Source organism: Streptomyces sp. NPDC052101 (assembly GCF_040680235.1).
In the GTDB taxonomy this organism is placed as follows: Bacteria; Actinomycetota; Actinomycetes; order Streptomycetales; family Streptomycetaceae; genus Streptomyces.
In genome coordinates this window covers 1-18,688 of record NZ_JBFAWH010000011.1, presented here as the reverse complement: position 1 = coordinate 18,688, position 18,688 = coordinate 1, and the positions used below count along the sequence as shown (strand labels likewise).

Below are 18,688 nucleotides of genomic sequence, written 5' to 3'. Positions count from 1 at the left end.
CTCAGTGGTGGTACTGGTGCGCCACCGCGTGCCCCCTGCCGCGCCCGATCGTCCACTTGTTGACCGGTGTGGTCACCACGAAGGCGAGCGCGAGCGAGATCACCAGCGAGGCCCAGAACAGCGCGTCGCCGAGCTGCGCGTTCATCGCGGACGGCCAGACCAGGATCACCCCGTTGTCGATCAGCTCCATCACGGCGATGGACAGGGTGTCGGCGGCCAGCGCCACCCGGAACGCCGTGCGGAAGTCGACCCCGGCCCGCAGGACTCCGCGCAGGGTCAGCGAGTAGCCGAAGAAGAACGCCAGGACGGTCGCCAGCAGGGTGGTCGGCAGGTTGCCCCAGCCGAGGGCCGTGGCGACGACCATGCCGAGCACCTCGCCGATCGCGCAGCCGGTGAGGCAGTGCAGGGTGGCCTGGGCGGCCATGGGCCAGGTGGCGGCGGGTGCGTGGTGATGTGCGTGCGCTTCGTGCTGCATGACTACCCCCATGTCGGACGACGGTTCCTGCACCGGGCAAGAACCGTATACCCCCTGGGGGTATTCCTCAGCGGGTCATGAATCCCGCAGTTTCTTCAGCCGCTCCACATCCGCCGCGTGCCCCTCCTTGCCGCCGGGCGTCTCGATGACCAGCGGTACGCCCTCGGTCGCGGGGTGGGTCATGAGCGCCCGGAACGGGTCCTCGCCGATGTGGCCGGCGCCGATGTTCTCGTGCCGGTCCTTGTGTGCGCCGACCACGTCCTTGGAGTCGTTGGCGTGGATCAGCTTCAGCCGTCCCGCACCGACGGTGTCCACCAGCAGGTCCAGCGTCTGGTGCATCCCGCTCGGCCCGGTCAGATCGTGGCCGGCGGCGAAGATGTGGCAGGTGTCCAGGCACACGCCCAGCTTCGGATGGGCGTCCAGCGCCTCGAAGTACGGCCCGAAGTCCCAGGTGCGGGAGCACAGGGAGGCGCCCTGCCCGGCCGTCGACTCCAGCAGCAGGAACGGGTCGTCGTCGTGGGTCAGCTCGTCCAGCAGCGGCAGCAGGTGCGCGCGCACCTGCCGCAGCGCCACCTCCCGAGCCCGTCCGCCGGTCGCGCTCCCGGTGTGCACGACCACACCGAGCGCGCCGATCTCCCGGCCCCGCCGCAGCGAGTGCCGCAACGACTCCACCGACCGCTCCACGGTCGCCTCGGTGTGCGAGCCGAAGTTGATCAGATAGGGGGCGTGCACATACACCGGGATCGACTCCTCGGCGCAGGCCCCCCGGAACGCCTCGTCCTGCCGGGGGTTTCCGGCGGGCGTCGCCCACCCGCGCGGATTGGCGACGAAGACCTGCACGGTCTCCGCCTTCAGATCACGGGCGTACGACAGCCCCACCGAGTGCAGGCCCCCGGCGACGGGGACATGACCGCCGACGGGATTGCGCGGACGGGACGACGGCTGAGCGGGCGGCGACTGGTGGGGACTCACCCGTTCAGGGTGTCATGCCCCCACCGGCGGCCGGACCCGCGGTCACCGGATGGTGATCGTGACGGTCGCCCCCTTGGGCGCCTTGTCGCCGCCCTTCACCGACTGCTGCTTCACGGTGTCGCCGAACAGCCCGAGCAGCCCGCGGTCGTCCTCCACCTTGAAGCCGGCGCCCTCCAGCGCCTTGTGGGCGTCGTCCACGCTGTCGCCGGTCACATCCGGCACCTCGACCATCTCCGGGCCCTTGGACAGCGTCAGTGTCACCGTGTCGCCCTCGGCGGCCTGGCTGCCGTCGCCGGGGGTCTGCCGGGCCACCTTGCCCTTGTCGTACTCGGAGTTGACCTGCTCGGAGGCGATCTTCACCTTCAGTCCGGCGTCCGTCAGCTCCTTCTTGGCGTCGTTCAGATCGTCACCGGTGACGTCCGGCACATCGACCGGGCTGCCCTTGCTGACGGTCAGCGCGATCGCCGAACCGGCGTGCCGCTTGGTGCCCGCCTGCGGTGTCGTGCCGATCACCTTGCCCTGGTCGACGTCGCCGCTGAACTGCTGGGTGACCATGCCCGGCTCCAGCCCGTCCGCCTTCAGCCGCGCGCGTGCCTCGGCCAGGGTGCGGCCCGCCACATCCGGGACGTTCACCGTCTCCGGGCCCAACGAGATGGTCAGCGTCACCGAGTCGTGGTCGCGGATCCGGGTGCCGGGGGCCGGATCGGTGCCGATGACCGTGCCGCGCTTGACGGCGTCGTTGTACTGCCGCTTGATCTGCCCGACGTCGAGTCCGGCCGCCCTGAGCCGGTCCCGCGCCTGTGTCTCGGTCTTCGACAGCAGCGGCGGGACCTTCGTGAACTGGCCGGAGTTGATGTACCAGACCCCGGCGCCCACGCCGAACACCGCCAGTACGGCGGCGACGATCGTCAGCACCAGGCGCCGGGACCGCCCGGGCCGCGGCCGCCGGGACCGCCGCGTCGACGCGGCGGGCGGCGCCTGCAGCCGGGTGGTGTGCTGCACGGCACCGTCCGCCGGGTGTTCGTCCTCGTTGACCGGCAGCGGCCGGGGCACGGTCAGTGAGCGCGGTATCACGCTCGTACGGTCCCCGGCGTTGTCGTGCTCCGAGGACAGCGCCTGCGGCGGCACGGTGTCCAGCTGGCCGTCGCTCAGCCCGTGACGCGCCTCGCGCACCTGGGCGAGCAGCGCCACGGCGTCCTGCGGGCGCAGGCCCGGGGTGCGCGCGGTCGCCGACGCGACCAGCTCGTCCAGCGCGTACGGCAGCTCCGGCACCTGTGCCGAGGGCGGCGGAACATCCTCGTGGATGTGCTTGTAGAGCACCTGGGCGGGGGAGTCACCGGAGTGCGGCTTGTCGCCCGTCAGCATCTCGTAGAGCACGACGCCGCAGGCGTACACGTCGACGCGCGGGTCGGCGGTGCCCTGCTCGATCTGCTCCGGCGCGAGATACGACACGGTGCCGAGGACGGTGCCGGTCGTGCTGGTCTGGGTGTCCACGGACCGCACCAGCCCGAAGTCGGCGACCTTGACCCGGCCGTCGTCCCCTATCAGCACGTTCTCGGGCTTCATGTCCCGGTGCACGAACCCGGCCCGGTGCGCGGCGCCGAGCGCGGCGAGGACGGGCTCCAGGATGTCGAGGGCCGCGCGGGGCTGCAGCGCCCCGCGCTCACGCAGCACGTCCCGCAGGGTGCACCCGGCGACGTACTCCATCGCCAGATAGACGTACGACCCGTCGGTGCCCTGGTCGAAGACCTGCACGACGTTGGGGTGCGCCAGCCGCGCGACCGACTTCGCCTCCCGGATGAACCGCTCCACGAACGACCCGTCGGCCGCCAGCGTCGGATGCATCACCTTGAGCGCGAGCACCCGGTCCAGACGGGTGTCCAGGGCCCGGTAGACCGTGGCCATCCCGCCGACCGCGATCCGCGCGTCGACGCGATAACGGCCGTCGAGCACCTGCCCGACGAGGGGGTCCTGAAGGGTCGTATCCACGCAGGGGAGTCTACGAGGGACGACCGACACTTCCCTCGCCGAGACCGCTTTCCCCCACCCACTGAAGCCGACCTGTAACGCTTCCCACATACCCCGCCCACGCCACCCGCCGCGAAGGAACCCCCCCTACGCCCCCACCGCCGCCTCCCGCCCCCCCGCGCGGCGGCGACGACGGACGCGGACGGACCCGACAGCCCCCCGCCGCCGTCCCACCCACCCGCGGCCGCCGACGGCGGGGACGACCCGCGGGAAAGTCCGGCCCTCCAGTCGGCGGTGACGGGTGGTGCGTGGGTGGGAGGGCGTAGGGGGACTGCGGCGCAGGGTCAGAACGCAGGACGCTCGGGATCCAGCACGGCCAAGCCCTCCGCAGGAGACGACGCCTCGGCGAAGTGCCTGCGCGGAATCCGCCCGGCCAGCCGAGCCAACCGCCCCCCTTCCACCGCGTGCCTCATGGCGGCAGCCATCCGCTCCGGATCCTGCGCCCGCGTCACGGCGGAGGCGAGCATCACCCCCGCACACCCCAGCTCCATCGCCAACGCCACATCGGACGCCGTACCGGCACCGGCATCCAGAATCACCGGCACGCGCGCGTGCTCCACGATCAGCTGGAAGTTATGGGGGTTCCGGATACCGAGCCCCGACCCGATCGGCGACCCCAGCGGCATCACCGCCGCACACCCCGCATCCTCCAGCTTCCGCGCCAGCACAGGATCGTCGTTGGTGTACGGCAGCACCGTGAACCCGTCGTCGACCAGCGTCTCCGCCGCCTCCAGCAGCTCCACCGGATCCGGCAGCAGCGTCCGCTCGTCGGCGATGACCTCCAGCTTGATCAGGTCCGTGCCCAGCGCCTCCCGCGCCAGCCGCGCGGTCAGCACGGCCTCGCCGGCGGTGAAACAGCCCGCCGTGTTCGGCAGCACCCGGATGCCCAGCTTCTCCAGCACCGACAGCACCGACCCGTGCACCGAGGCGTCCACCCGCCGCATCGCGACCGTCGTCAGCTCCGTACCGGAGGCGACCAGCGCCCGCTCCAGCACCTCCAGGCTGGGCGCACCGCCCGTACCCATGATCAGCCGCGAGGAGTACGTCGTACCCCCGAGGACGAAGGAATCGTCGGCCATGGCTCAGCCTCCCTGGACAGCGGTGAGGACTTCGACCCGGTCGCCCTCGGCCAGCGCCGTGGTCGCCCACTGGGCGCGCGGGACGACGGTCTCGTTGACAGCGGCGGCCACACCGGAGGGCGCCGGGACCAGCGACCGTACGACGATGTCGAGAGCGGTGCCCGGGACGATCTCCCGGCGCTCTCCGTTGACGGAGATCGAGATGCTCATGCGGGCTGCTCCAGGAGTACGGCGCCGAAGCGCTGCGGCGTGAACGGGCGGGCCTCTTCCGGCAGTTCGCCGTCGGCCAGCAGCTGTGCCAGCACATCGCCGGTGACCGGCGTCAGCAGCACCCCGTTGCGGAAGTGCCCGGTGGCCAGCACCAGCCCGTCGAGCCCGGACGGGCCGAGCAGCGGCGCGTTGTCGGGAGAGCCGGGGCGCAGTCCGGCCCGGGTCTCGGTGAGCGGCAGTTCGGTGATGCCCGGCACCAGCTCATGGGCGTCGCGCAGCAGCTCGTACACACCGCCGGCGGTGACGGTCGTGTCCCAGCCCAGCTCCTCGCTGGTCGCGCCGACGACCAGCTCGCCGTTCTCGCGGGGCACCAGATAGACATGGCCGCCGCGCACCACGGCCCGCACAGTACGGCTGAGGAACGGCGCGTACCGGGGCGGCACCGTCAGCCGCAGCACCTGCCCCTTGACCGGCCGCACCGGCGGCAGCACCGCCTCCGGGACGCCCGCGAGCCGTCCGCTCAGGCTGCCGCCCGCGAGCACCACCTGCCCGGCGCGCAGCTCGGTGCCGTCCGCCGCGGTGACGCCCGCGGCCCGGCCCCCCACGACGTCCAGCTGCTCGGCCCACACCCGGTGGAACGTGACGCCGGCCCGCTCGCACGCGACCACCAGGGCCGCCGCCAGCCGCCGCGGGTCGATCTGGTGGTCGCCGTCGACCCGCAGCCCGCCGCGCACCCCGGGCGCCAGCATCGGCTCCAGGCGCCGGCACTCCCGCCCGGACAGCCACTCCGACTCCAGGCCGCAGCGCCGCTGGAGGGCGTGCAGCTCGCGCAGATGGGCGCGGTCGTCGGCGTCGAGCGCGACCTGGAGGGTGCCGCAGCGGCGATAGCCCAGCTCGTGGCCGGTCAGCTCGGTCAGCTCGGCCGCGAAGTCCGGGTAGCGGCGCGCCGATTCCAGATTGAGGGCGAGCAGGGTCTCCTCGCCGTAGTGCAGTTCGGTGACCGCGGCCAGCATCCCGGCCGCGACCTGCGCGGCCCCGCCGCCGGGCTCGGGGTCCACCACGGCCGTGGCGAGCCCGCGCTGCGCCGCGCGCCAGGCCGTGACCAGGCCGATGATTCCGCCCCCGATGACGAGGACGTCGGACGTATCGGACGTACGTGACGACATGGGCGTCCAGCCCCTCCCTTCGCCGGCATGACCCGGATCAGGTTCGTACGGTCGGAGGCCGCCAGCCTCCCTCTCAGCCCGGTGCGTCCGGGCTCCCGCGAGTGCTTGTACGGTGGCCACCCTAGCCCGCCCCGCACATCACCCGTAAGGGAGCCCTCGCCCAGGGCGGCCGGATCCGGGCCGAGCGCGCGGGCGGCGATGGCGTCGGTACGAGTGTTGTGGAACAGGTCACCGAGCACGCCCGCTGACTGACGCTCCGTCATCTGACTATGGTGATCGGGTGAGCGAGCAGACAGCGCAAGAGGGCATGTCACAGGGGCGGCGCGTGGTCGTCGTCGGCGCGGGCATGGCCGGGGTGCAGACCGCGGTCGCCCTGCGCGAACAGGGCTTCAAGGGCGCCGTCACCGTGCTCGGCGCCGAGCCGCACCAGCCGTACGACCGGCCGCCGCTGTCGAAGGCCGTGCTGCTCGGCACGGCCGAGGGCTCCGCCTTCGACGTGGACTTCGAGACGCTCGGCGTCGAACTGCGGCTCGGCTGCGAGGTGCTGGGCGTGCGCCCCGCCGAGCACGAGCTGGACACCGAGGCGGGCCCGGTGCCGTACGACGTGCTGGTCCTCGCCACCGGCGCCGAACCGATCACCCTGCCCGGCACCGAGGGCGTGCCCGGCGTGCATCTGCTGCGCACCCTGGACGACGCCGAGCGGCTGCGGCCGGTGCTGGGCCGGCGGCACGACATCGTGGTCGTCGGGGCCGGCTGGATCGGTGCCGAGTTCGCGACGGCCGCCCGTGAGGCGGGCTGCGCGGTGACCGTCGTGGAGGCCGCCGACCGGCCGCTGGCCGGCGCCCTGCCCGCCGAGGTCGCCGCGCCGATGGCCGCCTGGTACGCCGACGCGGGCGCCGATCTTCGCACCCACGCGCGCGTGGAGCGCGTCGAGCCCGGCACGGTGATCCTCGCCGACGGCACCCGGCTGCCCGCCGACGCCGTCGTCGTCGGCATCGGCGCCCGCCCGGCCACGGCCTGGCTGGCCGGCTCCGGCATCGAGCTGGGCCCGCACGGGGACGTCCTCGCCGACGCGCACCTGCGCACCTCCGTCGAGGACGTGTACGCCGTCGGCGACTGCGCCTCCTTCCCCTCCGCCCGCTACGGCGAACGGCTGCTCGTCCACCACTGGGACAACGCCCTGCAGGGCCCGCGCACGGTCGCCGCGACCATCCTCGGCGAGACCCCCGCGGTCTACGACCCGGTTCCGTACTTCTGGTCCGAGCAATTCGGCCGGTTCGTGCAGTACGCCGGTCACCACGCCACCGCCGACCGCATGGTGTGGCGCGGGGACCCGACGGGCCCCGCCTGGACGGTGTGCTGGCTGCGCGAGGACCGGCTCGTGGCCCTCTTGGCCGTCGGCCGCCCGCGTGACCTGGCCCAGGGCCGCCGCCTGATCGAGGCAGGCCGGCGGATGGACGCGGGGGCACTGGCCGACCCGGGAAGACCCCTGAAGGATGCCGCGGCCGATGGCCAGGGGCCTGGGGGCGGCGCCCCGTAAGGGGCGCGGGGTTGTGCCGGTACACGGCCCCGCCGTCTGCGCGCGAGCAACCGCGACGGACCCGCACACGACCGGCAACACATCCCGGCACGGTCCATCGCGGCCGAACCAGCGGAGCGCCTACCCTTGTCCCGTGACCGAGATTGACGCAAAGATCGATGCTCTCGTCCCCGCCTGGCTCACCCTCCCCGACATCGCAGAGATGTTCGACGTCGAGGTGACGCGTGTGCGGCAGCTGGTCAAGGAGGGCCAGCTCATCGCCGTACGCCGAGGTGAGAACCGGGCGCTGCACGTCCCCGCCGCCTTCATCGACGGAGACAAGGTCGTCAAGGGCCTGACCGGCACCCTGACGCTCCTGCGGGACGACGGCTTCACGGACGAAGAGATGCTCGAGTGGCTCTTCACCCCTGACCCGACCCTGCCCGGCACCCCCGCGCAGGCCCTGAGCGAGAATCGCGGCACGGAGGTGAAGCGCCGCGCCCAGGCGCTCGCCGTCTGAGCCGACCCGCACCACGAGGGGTGGCGTGCGGGCCGTCGCAGCCCGTACGCCACCCGCTGAAGCCGCCAGGGACACCGACCAGGGGGACCCACGTATGTCCGACACCGCACGCACCGCGCTCGCCGACGCCCGCCTGTACCTGTGCATGGACGCGCGCACCCGCCAGGGCGACCTTCCCGAGTTCCTGGACGCGGTCCTGGCCGGCGGTGTCGACATCGTCCAGCTGCGCGACAAGGGAATGGAGGCCGCCGAGGAGCTGGCGCACCTGGAGGTCTTCGCGGACGCCTGCGCCCGGCACGGCAAGCTCCTCGCGGTGAACGACCGCGCGGACGTCGCCCACGCCGCCCGCGCCGATGTGCTGCACCTCGGCCAGGGCGACCTGCCGGTCCCCGCGGCCCGCGCCGTCCTCGGCGACGAGGTGCTGATCGGCCGCTCCACGCACGCCGAGTCCGAGGCCGCCGCGGCCGCCGTGCAGGACGGCGTGGACTACTTCTGCACCGGCCCCTGCTGGCCCACCCCCACCAAGCCCGGCCGCCACGCCCCCGGCCTCGACCTGGTCCGGTACACGGCGGGCCTGGGCACCGACCGCCCCTGGTTCGCGATCGGCGGCATCGACCTCGCCAACCTCGACCAGGTGCTGGACGCGGGCGCCCGCCGCGTGGTCGTCGTCCGCGCGCTCACGGAGGCCGACGACCCGGGCGCCGCGGCGGCCGAGTTCGCCAAGCGGCTGCGGCAGGTCTGACAAGAGGCCGATCCGGTGATGTGTCCAAGGGGTGGACACTAAGTCGACAATACGGACAAATCACCTGCGTCCGGTTGGGGGGCCGCCCACCCCTGGCTAACCTGCCCGTATGGCCCTCGGAACCCCATCCACCAGGACAGATCGCGCACGCACCGTGCGCGATATGCTCGCCACCGGCAAGACCACGTACTCGTTCGAGTTCTCGGCGCCGAAGACCCCCAAGGGCGAGCGGAACCTGTGGAGCGCGCTCCGGCGGGTCGAGGCGGTCGCGCCCGACTTCGTCTCCGTGACCTACGGCGCCGGCGGTTCCACCCGCGCCGGCACGGTCAAGGAGACCCAGCAGATCGTCGCCGACACCACGCTCACCCCGGTCGCCCACCTCACCGCGGTCGACCACTCCATCGCCGAGCTGCGCAACATCATCGGCCAGTACGCGGACGCCGGGATCCGCAACATGCTCGCCGTGCGCGGCGACCCGCCCGGCGACCCCATGGGCGACTGGATCGCGCACCCCCGGGGCCTGACCTACGCGGCCGAACTCGTCCGGCTCATCAAGGAGGCGGGCGACTTCTGTGTGGGCGTCGCCGCGTTCCCGGAGATGCACCCCCGCTCCCTGGACTGGGACACCGATGTGGCCCACTTCGTGGACAAGTGCCGTGCGGGTGCCGACTACGCCATCACACAGATGTTCTTCCAGCCGGAGTCGTATCTGCGGCTGCGCGACCGGGTGGTGGCCGCGGGCTGTGACACCCCGGTGATCCCCGAGATCCTGCCGGTCACCAGCGTGAAGATGCTGGAACGGTTGCCCAAACTCAGCAACGCCGCCTTCCCGGACGCCCTGAAAGAGCGGATCCTCACAGCGAAGGACGATCCGGCGGCGGTACGCTCCATCGGTATCGACTTCGCCACGGAGTTCTGCGCTCGGCTGCTCGCCGAGGGGGTGCCCGGACTGCACTTCATCACGCTGAACAACTCCACGGCGACTCTGGAAATCTACGAAAACCTGGGCCTGCACCACCCCCCGCAGGCCTAGACCGGCCGCACCGCGGTACGACACACTGCGTAGCGGCCACTGGGAGAGGGGCGTACATGGGCTGGACGGTCCTCTACATCGCGTTCGGCGCCGTCGCACTGTGGCTGCTGGGCGAGGTGCTGTTGCAGTACAAGGCGCGGCTGCGCTGGCGGCTGCTCGCGTTCACCGGCTTCCTCGGTGTCGTGGTCGGTGTGCTGATGCCGTCCGTGATCGTGATCGGCGTCGGCGCCATCGCCTTCGCGGTGGGCCAGACCTACGTCACCCTGTCGTTCCGCCGCGGCTTCGCCGCGGGCTGGGCGGTCAAGCGCCCCGACGCCGAGACCGGCGGCGGCAGCAAGCGCCGCCGCGGCCGGGCGGACCGGCACGACCCGGAGCCGGAGGCCGCCGACCTGGACCCCGCCGCGCCGGAGGACGACCGCGACGCCGACCGGGCCGTCTACAACCAGCCGCACGGGGACTACGACGACTACGACCGCGACGACGTCTTCACCCCGGCCCGCCCGGCCGACCCCACGGCCGCCGAGACCACCACCGTCTACGAACCCCAGCCCCTGCCCGAGGACACCGGCAACTACGGCGTCTACGGCAACACCGCCACCCACGCGACCGCGGCCCAGCACCAGGACAGCGGACAACAGGCCTACGCCTACGACTACTCGGGCTACGGCCAGCAGGGCTACGGCTATGACGCCGGGGGCCAGCAGGCCTACGCCAACTACTCCGACCCGTACATCGGCAGCCAGTCCTACGGCGGCGCCTCGTACGACACCGGCTACGCCGGGCAGTACGGCCAGCAGGGCTACCCCCAGGACCCCTACGCCGTCGGCGGCTACGGCGAGACCCCGGCGGGCGGGGTGTGGGTGCCGCAGCAGCGCACCGACGAGACCTACGGCGGTGAACTCCCGCAGGAGCAGCCCTACCCGTACCAGGGCAACGCCCAGCAGCCGCAGCCGCAGCCGCAGCCCGGCGCCGGGTACGACGAGCAGTACCGCTTCTGAGGCTTCCGCTCAGCTCACGGGGAGCCGCTCACTGGGAGCCGCGGAACTCCGGGCCCTCCACGATCAGCCCGGCCACCAGCGCGCCCGACATGCCCGCGTGCGGCAGGCCGCCGCCGGGATGGGACCAGCCGCCGACCCGGTACAGACCGGGGAGCCGCGTGGTGTTCGCCGGGTGCAGGAAACGGCCCTGGCCGGCGGCGAGTGAGGGGGCCGGCACGGCGCCGAGGAAGGCATTCGTCTCGTCGTCGGTGTCATCGGGCGTGCGCACCTCCTGCCACAGGACGCGGTCCCGCAGTCCCGGTAGCGCGGCCTCGGCGGCTTCGAGGAGATGGTCCGTGTACTGCCGGACCATGCCCTCCTCGTCCCAGTCGGCGGCGCTCGGCACCACCGCGGCCAGCACCATGGACTCGTGCCCGCCGTCCGGTCTGAGCGCGGGGTCGTCGGGGCGCAGCACGGTCACCGTGGGCGCCGGCGGCTGGTCCCCGTCCGCCGAGGCCAGGAAGTCCAGCTCGGACTCCGGGTCCGGTGCGTGGACGACCGTGCGATGCGCGGCGCCGGCTTCGCGCCCGCCGCGCAGGGCCAGCAGCACGGTGAACCGTCCCGGACCGGTCATGAACGGATCGGCCCGCACATCCCCGCCCTTGTCCAGCGGCCGGTCCGTCATCGCCTTCAGGCGCGCCGGGTCCACGTCCGCCACGACATGGTCCGCCTCGGCCACCTCGCCGTCTTCCAGCTCCACGCCCGCGGCCCGGCCGTCCTTCTCCAGGATCCGCATGACCTCCGCGCCGAAGACGAACTCGACCCGGAGCTTCAGGCACCGCTCGTACACCGCGCGCGCCAACTCCCGGATGCCGCCGCGCACATACCAGGTGCCGAAGGCGTGCTCCATGTAGGGCAGCACGGCAGCGCTCGCCGGAGCGGTCCGCGGATCGAGGCCGTGGGCGAGCACGGAACTCTCCAGCAGGGCCGCGAGGCGCTCGTCGCGCAGCTCCCAGGAACCGATCTCGGACAGGGTGCGCGCCTGTCGGCTGCGCAGCAGGCGCCGCTGCGGGACGGCCGGATACGGCTCCTTGCCGGCCAGCACCCGCCAGTTGGGCCACAGCGGCTCCTCCAGCAGCGGCCTGCGGGTGCGGTCCCAGGCTTCCCGGGCCCGCACCAGGAACTCGCCCCAGCGCTCGCCCGCGCCCGCACCCAGCGCCTCGTCCAGGGCGGCGACCACGCCAGCGCGCGAGGCGTTCGGCACCGACACCTCGGTGCCGTCCGCGAAGACATGCCGCGAGGAGGGGTCGACCTGGACCAGCTCGACGCAGTCCTCCAGCGGCTCCTTGCCGGTCTTGACGAACAGATCGCGGTACACGGCGGGCAGCGTCAGCAGCCCGGGGCCGGTGTCGAACGCGAACCCCTCCCGCTCGAACCGGCGCACCGCGCCGCCGTACGTCTCCGTACGCTCGTACACCACCACCCGGTGGCCCGCGACGGCCAGCCGGGCGGCCGCCGCCATCGCGCCCATCCCGGCGCCGATCACCGCAATCCGTGCCATGCCTGCGACTTTATCGACCCCCACTGACAACCCGGCCCGCGGGCGTGTCGGCGGAGCGCCGCGCCGGCCGCTCCTTCCCGGACTACGTGGGCACGCGCGCGTACGCCTGAGTATCCGTACCTAGGTCGCGAGATGAGTACCTGCACGGATGGGCCGCGACCGGTGGGAAGGGGACAGTGGTGACACGGCAAGGGGCACGGCCCGGCACCGCCGACACGGGGCGGCGGAACGGTGCCCGCCACCTGGCCGCTCCTTCCGCCGATCCGTCGGCGGAAGCGAGGCGGGGGACCCGGGGGAACGACCACCCGCGGGGGACCATCGGGGGAGACCGTACGGGGGAGTACGGGGAACAAGGGGAACGGGAAGGCGCCGGTCCGGCAGCGGACCGGCGCCTTTCCCTTGCCCCGGGGGTGCTCAGCCCCTGCCGCTGACCCGGCCCTGCAGCAGCCGGGACAGGGCCGCGTGGACGTCGTCCAGGGAGCGCTCCGGCTGGAAGGACTTCCAGTCCAGCGCGGCCACCAGAACCATGCCGACCAGCGCGGCCGCCGTCAGCTGAACGTCGATCTCGTCGCTGAACTCGCCGGCCGCCACGCCCTCGCGCAGTACCTCCTCGACCACGGCGACGGCCTCCTGCCGGACCACCATCAGCGTGGACTGCCAGGCCCGGTTGGTGCGCCACAGCTCGGCCACGTACAGCTGGGTGAAGGCCGGGTAGCGGTCGATGAACACCAGGCCCGCGCGGACCATAGCGTCCAGCGCGTCCACCTTGCTGCCGCCCGCCCGCGCGGTCTCGTCCGCCGCCTCCTTCAGCGAGGCGGTGAGCAGGCCCACACCGTGCCGCAGCAGCTCCTCGAAGAGGACCGACTTGCTCGCGAAGTTGTAGTAGACCGTGCCCTTCGCGACTCCTGCCCGCTCGGCGATCTCGTCCACCGTGGTCGCCGAGAAGCCTTGCTCCGCGATGAGCGTCACGGCCGCCTCGTAGAGCTTCTGCCGGGTGGCCTCACGGCGCGTGCTGCCCCCGGACCTGGTGCTGCTGCTTTCCATGGCCCTGATTCTCACAGGTACGCGCGCGTGCGGCGGCTGCCCGGGGATCACAGGCTCAGCTCCGGATGCAGCCGGTCCAGCGTCCACACCTGGCGGCGCCGGGCCGCGAGGGCGGTCAGGGCGAGCGCGCCCGCCGTGAACGCGGTGAGCACACCGCAGGCCTGCCACACCGGGCCCAGCCCGCCGCCCGTGATCAGCCGGCGCAGCGCCGCAATGATGTAGCTCATCGGCAGGAAGGGGTGGATCGCGTTGAAGAAGCCCGGGCTGGTCTGCACGGGATAGGTGCCGCCGGCCGAGGTCAGCTGGAGCATCAGCAGCGCGAGCACCAGGATCCGGCCCGCCGCGCCGAAGCGGGCGTTCAGCCACTGCACGATCGCCGCGAAGCAGGCCGTGACCAGGCACAGGAAGCCGATCGTGCCGGCCGCGCGCATCATCTGCAGACCGATCGCCCAGTGCAGTACGGCCATCAGGGCGCCCACCTGGAGCACGCCCACCGCGACCACCGGCAGCCAGCCCGCGAGCGCGATCCGCCAGGACGGCGAACCGGCCGCCAGGGCACGCCGGTTGAGCGGCTGGATCAGCATGTAGGCGACCATCGCGCCGACCCACAGGGACAGCGGGATGAAGTACGGCGCGAAGCCGGTGCCGTAGTTCGGCGCCTTGTGCAGGTCGTGGGAGGCCAGCTGGACCGGGTCGGCCATCACACCGGTGCGCTGGTCGCGGTCCTGCTTGTCGTAGTCGGGGATCTTCTTCGCGCCGTCGTGCAGTCCGCCGGCCAGCTTGCCGGAGCCGTCGGACAGCTTGTACAGGCCGCCGTTCAGGGTCTGGGCGCCCGACGCGGCCGTGCCGATGCCCGTGTCCAGCGCGGTGGCGCTGGTCTGGGCGGTACCGAGCCCGGTGTGCAGCTTCTTGGCGCCGGCGGCGACCTTCTGTGCGCCGGTGTTCAGCTTGTTGATCTCCTTGACCGCGTCGTCGACGTCGTCGTACAGGTGCGGTGAGCGCTTCTCAAGGTCCTTGGCCTGCTTCTGGAGCGTGCCGAGGTTGTCGCGCATCGTCTTCAGGTCGCCGTCCTGGTCGGCGATCAGCGTGTTGAGGTCGTCGGCCACGGTGGCCACCTCGGCGGCGGCCTTCTCGGCCCGCTTCAGATCCGGGCAGGCCGGGTCGGGGAGAGCCGCTCGCTCGCAGCGGGCCCGGTAGATCTCGTCCAGGAGGGCGGAGTTCGCGTGGGCGATCTTCGCGCTGCCCGGGGCGATCTTCACCAGGACGTCGAGATTGTCCTTGACGGTCATGGCCGAGTCCGCGACCAGCCGCGCGGTGTCCCCGATGGTCTTCTCGTTGTCCTTCAGGAACGGGCCGGTCTTGCCGTAGACGCCGTTGACCTCGTCGGCGAGCGCCTGGGTGCCGTCGGCGACCCGCTCGGAGCCGTCCTGGAGGTCGCCGGCGCCCGAGTTCAGCTTCTTCAGGCCCGTGGCCAGCTTGCCGCTCCCGCTCTGGGCGTCCTTCAGCCCGTCGGCGAGGTCCTTCGAGCCCTTCTCGGCCTTCCCGATGCCGGTGTTGAGCTTGTCGGCGCCGTTCGCGGCCGTGACGGTCTTGCCGTGGATGTCGGAGAAGGACACGAAGATCTTGTCGAGGAAGGTGCGGGAGGCCTTGGTGGAGGCGGCCGAGCGGACCTCGTTGAAGACCGTGCGGGAGATCTGGCCGACGATGTAGTTGTTCGCGTCGTTGGTGCGCACCCGAAGGGCGCCGGTCTCGGGGGAGCCGCCGGAACTGGAGGCGATCCGCCGGCTCAAGTCGGCCGGCATGGTCAGCGACAGGTAGTAGGTGCCGTCCTCGACTCCCTTGCGGGCCTCGTCGTCGCTCACCTCGTGCCACTCGAAGGTCCGGCTGTCGCGCAGCTTATGGACGATGTCGTCACCGGCGGTGATCTTCTTGCCGGCCGCCGTGGCGCCCTTGTCGTCGTTCACCAGCGCCACCGGGATACGGTCCAGACGGCCGTACGGGTCCCAGAACGACCACAGGTACAGGGCGCCGTAGAGCAGCGGCAGCACGAGCAGCGCGACCAGGGCGGCGCGCGGCAGCTTCCCGCGTCCGAAGCGCCTCAGCTCCAGCGCGGCCAGCCTAGGCGAGCGCATCGACGTCCTCCTTCGGACCGCTCTTCTCGTCGCCCTCGCCCTGGTCGGCCTCCACTCGGGTCTGCTCCGGCCCGGTCGGTACGACGACGCAGTCGCCGGGAGCGGTGCGGCAGACGACCGCCACCGTCGTCCCCGCGCGCGTGAGGGCGCGCAGGCCGTCCCACACCTCGGCGCGCTCGCCGTCCGACAGCTTCAGGTCGATGTCGTCGACGCCGAGCAGTCCGGGCCGGCCGAGCAGGGCCAGGGCGACGGACAGGCGCAGTTCCTGCGGCCGCTCCAGGTCGCGCACGGCCGTACGGGAGCCCTTGGGCAGCGTCTCCAGGGCGAGTCCGGCAGCGGCCAGGGCCGCGTCGACGCGCAGCCGGGCCTCGTGCAGGCGCTGGGCTCGGGGGCGCAGCAGGTCGCGCAGGGAATCGGCGAAGCGGCTCTGCAGCAGGGCGCGTTCGCGCAGGTGCTCGCCGACGGTCAGGGCCGGCTCCAGATCGGTCACCCCGGCCACGTTGGCCACCGCGCTGACGCGGCGCAGCCGGGCCATGTGCCGGGGCAGCCGCAACCCGCCGACGGCGGCCGTTCCCTCGGTGGGTTTCATCCGTCCCGTGAGCGCGAGCAGCAGACTGGTGCGGCCGGAGCCGGACGGTCCCGCGATCGCGATGAGTGTGCCGGGTTCCGCGTCGAGGGTGATGCCGCGGAAGGCCCACCCCCGCGGCCCCTTGAGCCCGAGGCCCTCGGCCCGGACGTCCATGCCGTCCACAAGCCCCCCTGCCGTACGACAGATTTGAACTGACTGGTCAGTGCAAAAATACGCCCGAACCTACGATCGAAGCAAAACCCCAGGTCAGAACGGATTGTCAGTGCCATACCGCACGATGGGCACATACGGCACCCGTGCCGTCACCCAGACGACAGGAGGTTCGTCATGGCCAACCCGTCCGCAGCCGCCGCCCGTCGGCACCGCGCCACCGGCCCTGCCCCCTCACTGACCGGCCCGGCGAGCGATGTGCACCCCGTGCTCCGCCGGACCACGGCCCCGCCCGCCGCCCTCGACCTGCTCGCCCAGGCCCGCGCCGGACTGGAGGAGGCCGCCGTCCTGGAAACGCCGAACGAGCGCTATGCGACGGCCCACCTCGCCGCACTGCGCACCGCAGCCGCCGTGCTCGCCGCCCGGGGCCGCCCCGAGACCTCCCCGCGCCGTCGCGCCCGGATCCGCAGCGCCTGGGAAGTGCTGCCCGAGATCGTCCCCGAACTGACCGAGTGGAGCGCGCTGTTCGCCTCCGGCGCCGCCCGCCGCGCCCGTGCCGAGGCCGGCATCCAGGGCGCGGCGAGCCGGCGCGACGCCGACGACCTGATACGGGACGTGGCGATGTTCCTGCGCCTCGTCGAGCGGATGCTCGTCCTCCAGCCGGTCCTGCCCCAACCCCGCCGGGACAGCGGCGAGCGGGCCGGCCCGAGCGCCCCGGGTGGCCTTCCGGACGCCGGCTGACCACCGCAGGCCCACCGCGCGGGACGCGCCCGCCCGTATCCGCCCGCGGCGACCGGTACGGCGGCGGAGGCAATAGGGTGGAGGTCGCCTGAAGCCCTGAGCCCTGAGCCCTGCCGAGGAGTCAACTGCCGTGTCGGACCCGATGCGCCCGCCCGTCTCCCACCACCACCCGCAAAGGGCGTCGCTCCGCTCCGACCCCTCTCGGTCCCGCGCCTCCCTGCGTACCGCCGTGGTCTGGGACGTCCTCCAGGACGCCCTCGACCGCCGGGTCAAGGCCACCGGACGGGAGTCGCTGGACGTCCTCGACACCGGAGGCGGCAGCGGCAACTTCGCCGTGCCCGTCGCCCGGCTCGGCCACCGTGTCACCGTGGTCGACCCCAGCCCGAACGCGCTGTTCGCGCTGGAACGCCGGGCCGCCGAGGCCGACGTCGCCGACCGGGTCCGGGGCGTCCAGGGCGACGCGCACGGCCTGTTCGACGTCGTCGAGCGCGGTGGCTACGACGCCGTGCTGTGCCATGGCGTCCTGGAGTACGTGGACGACCCGGCCGAGGGCATCCGCAACGCCGTCGCCGCGCTGCGCTCCGAGGGCGTCCTCAGCCTGCTCGCCGCCGGCCTCGGCGGGGCCGTGTTCGCCCGCGCTCTCGCGGGCCACTTCACGGAGGCCCGGCAGGCCCTGCGGGACCCCGAGGGCCGCTGGGGCACCGGCGACCCGATGCCACGCCGGTTCACCGCCGAGCAGCTCACCGCGCTGGTCGAGGGCGCAGGCCTCACGGTGGGCGCCGTGCACGGCGTGCGGGTCTTCGCCGACCTCGTCCCCGGCGTCCTCGTGGACACCGAGCCCGGCGCCCTCGACGCACTCCTGCAGCTGGAGGCGGCCGCGGCCGAGTTGCCCGCCTTCCACTCCGTCGCCACCCAGCTGCATGTGCTCGGTGAGACGCGGGATGCCGCCGCGACCTGAGCGCACCACCGGGACCCGCCGCTGATCAGGGCCTGGGCGGCGGATGGAGTACGCCACAAGACGCCCGATCGAGGGGTTTGCGCCGTATGATCGAGGTGCACCACCCGGCATGACGGGTCGGCCGCAGGGGAATGGAAGCCTCAGCGAGCCGGGACAGTCATGGCGGGTTCTGGTTGGCCAATTGGCGTAGAGGGGCGGGTTTCACGGGGGCGATTCCCTGCCTATCCTGAAGGGACCCCCCGGGTCGCCCCGGCGACTGCACGATGAGGAGGACTCCGTGCCGCTCTCGGAGCACGAGCAGCGCATGCTCGAGCAGATGGAGCGAGCGCTGTACGCCGAAGATCCCAAGTTCGCGTCAGCGCTTGAGGGAAGCGGACTGCGTACGTACACCCGGCGGCGGGTCTACCAGGCGGTCGCAGGTTTCCTCGTGGGTATCGCGCTCCTCATGGCCGGAATGGTCGCGCAGCTGATCTGGGTCAGTGTGGTGGGTTTTCTCGTCATGCTGGGCTGTGCCGTACTCGCCGTCACGGGCTGGCGCAAGGCCCCGAAGCCGGGTGAGCAGCCCGCAGAGGCCGTTCGCCGCCAGGCACGGCCGAAACGCTCCATGATGGACCGGATCGAGGAGCGCTGGCAGCGCCGCCGGGACGAACAGGGACACTAGCCGTCCAGCGGTTTCCGCGGACGGCGACAGACAACGCGAACGTGTGAGCCGATGCGGAAGGCCAGTTCGGGCGCGCTGGGCTCGCCTGTGAGCAGGGGGCAACCGTGTTCGTCCTGCCAGTCGACGACGGA

At 72.5% G+C, this 18,688-nt stretch carries 18 protein-coding genes and 1 riboswitch; of the genes, 8 read left to right on the top strand and 10 right to left on the bottom strand.

What is annotated here, in order from left to right; genetic code table 11:
* Nucleotide 1: 1 nt before the first annotated feature.
* The 6 genes from AB0L75_RS20365 to thiO all read right to left on the bottom strand — a co-directional run bounded on the left by AB0L75_RS20365 (nucleotide 2) and on the right by thiO (nucleotide 5,930).
* Nucleotides 2-475 carry a DUF4396 domain-containing protein gene (locus AB0L75_RS20365; RefSeq protein ID WP_365182621.1) on the bottom strand — a complete coding sequence of 158 codons (474 nt, stop codon included), beginning with the start codon at nucleotides 473-475 and terminating at the stop codon, nucleotides 2-4.
* 75 nt (nucleotides 476-550) lie between these two features.
* Nucleotides 551-1,447: a deoxyribonuclease IV gene (locus AB0L75_RS20360; RefSeq protein WP_365182619.1), complete on the bottom strand. Its 897-nt coding sequence runs from the start codon at nucleotides 1,445-1,447 to the stop codon at nucleotides 551-553.
* A 42-nt stretch (nucleotides 1,448-1,489) separates the two neighbouring features.
* Nucleotides 1,490-3,436, bottom strand: coding sequence for a Stk1 family PASTA domain-containing Ser/Thr kinase (gene pknB, locus AB0L75_RS20355; RefSeq protein WP_365182617.1), 1,947 nt, complete (start codon nucleotides 3,434-3,436; stop codon nucleotides 1,490-1,492).
* Nucleotides 3,437-3,759: 323 nt separating this feature from the next.
* The gene (locus AB0L75_RS20350) at nucleotides 3,760-4,554 is read right to left on the bottom strand and encodes a thiazole synthase (RefSeq protein WP_365182615.1); all 795 of its coding nucleotides are present in this window, start codon (nucleotides 4,552-4,554) and stop codon (nucleotides 3,760-3,762) included.
* A 3-nt stretch (nucleotides 4,555-4,557) separates the two neighbouring features.
* Nucleotides 4,558-4,758 carry a sulfur carrier protein ThiS gene (gene thiS, locus AB0L75_RS20345; RefSeq protein ID WP_365183109.1) on the bottom strand — a complete coding sequence of 67 codons (201 nt, stop codon included), beginning with the start codon at nucleotides 4,756-4,758 and terminating at the stop codon, nucleotides 4,558-4,560.
* Between the two features lie 2 nt (nucleotides 4,759-4,760).
* Nucleotides 4,761-5,930 carry a glycine oxidase ThiO gene (gene thiO, locus AB0L75_RS20340; RefSeq protein ID WP_365182613.1) on the bottom strand — a complete coding sequence of 390 codons (1,170 nt, stop codon included), beginning with the start codon at nucleotides 5,928-5,930 and terminating at the stop codon, nucleotides 4,761-4,763.
* Nucleotides 5,928-6,039: riboswitch (TPP riboswitch) on the bottom strand. Its footprint overlaps the gene before it by 3 nt.
* Before the next feature lie 198 nt (nucleotides 6,040-6,237).
* Between thiO and AB0L75_RS20335 the strand changes: the two genes are divergently transcribed.
* From AB0L75_RS20335 to AB0L75_RS20315, 5 genes are all read left to right on the top strand, one after another.
* On the top strand, nucleotides 6,238-7,470 hold the full coding sequence (locus AB0L75_RS20335; protein WP_365183107.1) for an FAD-dependent oxidoreductase: 1,233 nt from the start codon (nucleotides 6,238-6,240) through the stop codon (nucleotides 7,468-7,470).
* Nucleotides 7,471-7,603: 133 nt separating this feature from the next.
* Nucleotides 7,604-7,969 carry an Rv2175c family DNA-binding protein gene (locus tag AB0L75_RS20330; protein ID WP_365182611.1) on the top strand — a complete coding sequence of 122 codons (366 nt, stop codon included), beginning with the start codon at nucleotides 7,604-7,606 and terminating at the stop codon, nucleotides 7,967-7,969.
* 94 nt (nucleotides 7,970-8,063) lie between these two features.
* The gene (gene thiE, locus AB0L75_RS20325; RefSeq protein WP_365182609.1) at nucleotides 8,064-8,711 is read left to right on the top strand and encodes a thiamine phosphate synthase; all 648 of its coding nucleotides are present in this window, start codon (nucleotides 8,064-8,066) and stop codon (nucleotides 8,709-8,711) included.
* Nucleotides 8,712-8,820: 109 nt separating this feature from the next.
* Entirely contained in the window at nucleotides 8,821-9,744 is a 924-nt protein-coding gene (gene metF / locus AB0L75_RS20320) for a methylenetetrahydrofolate reductase [NAD(P)H] (RefSeq protein ID WP_365182607.1), read from the top strand.
* Nucleotides 9,745-9,800: 56 nt separating this feature from the next.
* Nucleotides 9,801-10,742 (top strand): hypothetical protein, encoded by a 942-nt coding sequence (locus AB0L75_RS20315; RefSeq protein ID WP_365182605.1) that lies wholly within the window; start codon nucleotides 9,801-9,803, stop codon nucleotides 10,740-10,742.
* Between the two features lie 28 nt (nucleotides 10,743-10,770).
* Here AB0L75_RS20315 and AB0L75_RS20310 read toward each other — a convergent pair whose 3' ends face one another.
* The 4 genes from AB0L75_RS20310 to AB0L75_RS20295 form a co-directional block, all read right to left on the bottom strand.
* Nucleotides 10,771-12,282 (bottom strand): NAD(P)/FAD-dependent oxidoreductase, encoded by a 1,512-nt coding sequence (locus AB0L75_RS20310; RefSeq protein ID WP_365182604.1) that lies wholly within the window; start codon nucleotides 12,280-12,282, stop codon nucleotides 10,771-10,773.
* A 414-nt stretch (nucleotides 12,283-12,696) separates the two neighbouring features.
* Entirely contained in the window at nucleotides 12,697-13,326 is a 630-nt protein-coding gene (locus AB0L75_RS20305) for a TetR/AcrR family transcriptional regulator (RefSeq protein WP_365182602.1), read from the bottom strand.
* Nucleotides 13,327-13,373: 47 nt separating this feature from the next.
* Entirely contained in the window at nucleotides 13,374-15,458 is a 2,085-nt protein-coding gene (locus tag AB0L75_RS20300; RefSeq protein ID WP_365182600.1) for a YhgE/Pip domain-containing protein, read from the bottom strand.
* Complete coding sequence (locus AB0L75_RS20295; protein WP_365183104.1) at nucleotides 15,445-16,200, bottom strand: ATP-binding cassette domain-containing protein; 756 nt, start codon at nucleotides 16,198-16,200, stop codon at nucleotides 15,445-15,447. Before AB0L75_RS20295 ends, AB0L75_RS20300 begins: the two co-directional genes overlap by 14 nt.
* A gap of 174 nt (nucleotides 16,201-16,374) precedes the next feature.
* On the opposite strand from AB0L75_RS20295, the gene AB0L75_RS20290 reads away from it, so the two are divergent.
* The 3 genes from AB0L75_RS20290 (at nucleotide 16,375) to AB0L75_RS20280 (ending at nucleotide 18,557) form a co-directional block, all read left to right on the top strand.
* A complete protein-coding gene (locus AB0L75_RS20290) occupies nucleotides 16,375-16,938 on the top strand; it encodes an SAV_6107 family HEPN domain-containing protein (RefSeq protein WP_365182599.1) in 564 nt (187 codons plus the stop codon).
* 130 nt (nucleotides 16,939-17,068) lie between these two features.
* Nucleotides 17,069-17,896, top strand: a complete 828-nt coding sequence (locus tag AB0L75_RS20285; RefSeq protein ID WP_365182597.1) for a methyltransferase — start codon at nucleotides 17,069-17,071, stop codon at nucleotides 17,894-17,896.
* Between the two features lie 277 nt (nucleotides 17,897-18,173).
* Nucleotides 18,174-18,557: a DUF3040 domain-containing protein gene (locus AB0L75_RS20280; RefSeq protein ID WP_365182595.1), complete on the top strand. Its 384-nt coding sequence runs from the start codon at nucleotides 18,174-18,176 to the stop codon at nucleotides 18,555-18,557.
* Nucleotides 18,558-18,688 lie beyond the last annotated feature (131 nt).

Coding starts and splice junctions, on each gene's coding strand:
- AB0L75_RS20310 (WP_365182604.1), bottom strand. CDS start 12,282: ATGGCACGGATTGCGGTGATCGGCGCCGGGATGGGCGCGATGGCGGCG.
- AB0L75_RS20335 (WP_365183107.1), top strand. CDS start 6,238: ATGTCACAGGGGCGGCGCGTGGTCGTCGTCGGCGCGGGCATGGCCGGG.
- AB0L75_RS20315 (WP_365182605.1), top strand. CDS start 9,801: ATGGGCTGGACGGTCCTCTACATCGCGTTCGGCGCCGTCGCACTGTGG.
- thiE (WP_365182609.1), top strand. CDS start 8,064: ATGTCCGACACCGCACGCACCGCGCTCGCCGACGCCCGCCTGTACCTG.
- AB0L75_RS20365 (WP_365182621.1), bottom strand. CDS start 475: ATGCAGCACGAAGCGCACGCACATCACCACGCACCCGCCGCCACCTGG.
- AB0L75_RS20305 (WP_365182602.1), bottom strand. CDS start 13,326: ATGGAAAGCAGCAGCACCAGGTCCGGGGGCAGCACGCGCCGTGAGGCC.
- metF (WP_365182607.1), top strand. CDS start 8,821: ATGGCCCTCGGAACCCCATCCACCAGGACAGATCGCGCACGCACCGTG.
- AB0L75_RS20295 (WP_365183104.1), bottom strand. CDS start 16,200: ATGGACGTCCGGGCCGAGGGCCTCGGGCTCAAGGGGCCGCGGGGGTGG.
- AB0L75_RS20290 (WP_365182599.1), top strand. CDS start 16,375: ATGGCCAACCCGTCCGCAGCCGCCGCCCGTCGGCACCGCGCCACCGGC.
- AB0L75_RS20350 (WP_365182615.1), bottom strand. CDS start 4,554: ATGGCCGACGATTCCTTCGTCCTCGGGGGTACGACGTACTCCTCGCGG.
- thiO (WP_365182613.1), bottom strand. CDS start 5,930: ATGTCGTCACGTACGTCCGATACGTCCGACGTCCTCGTCATCGGGGGC.
- AB0L75_RS20300 (WP_365182600.1), bottom strand. CDS start 15,458: ATGCGCTCGCCTAGGCTGGCCGCGCTGGAGCTGAGGCGCTTCGGACGC.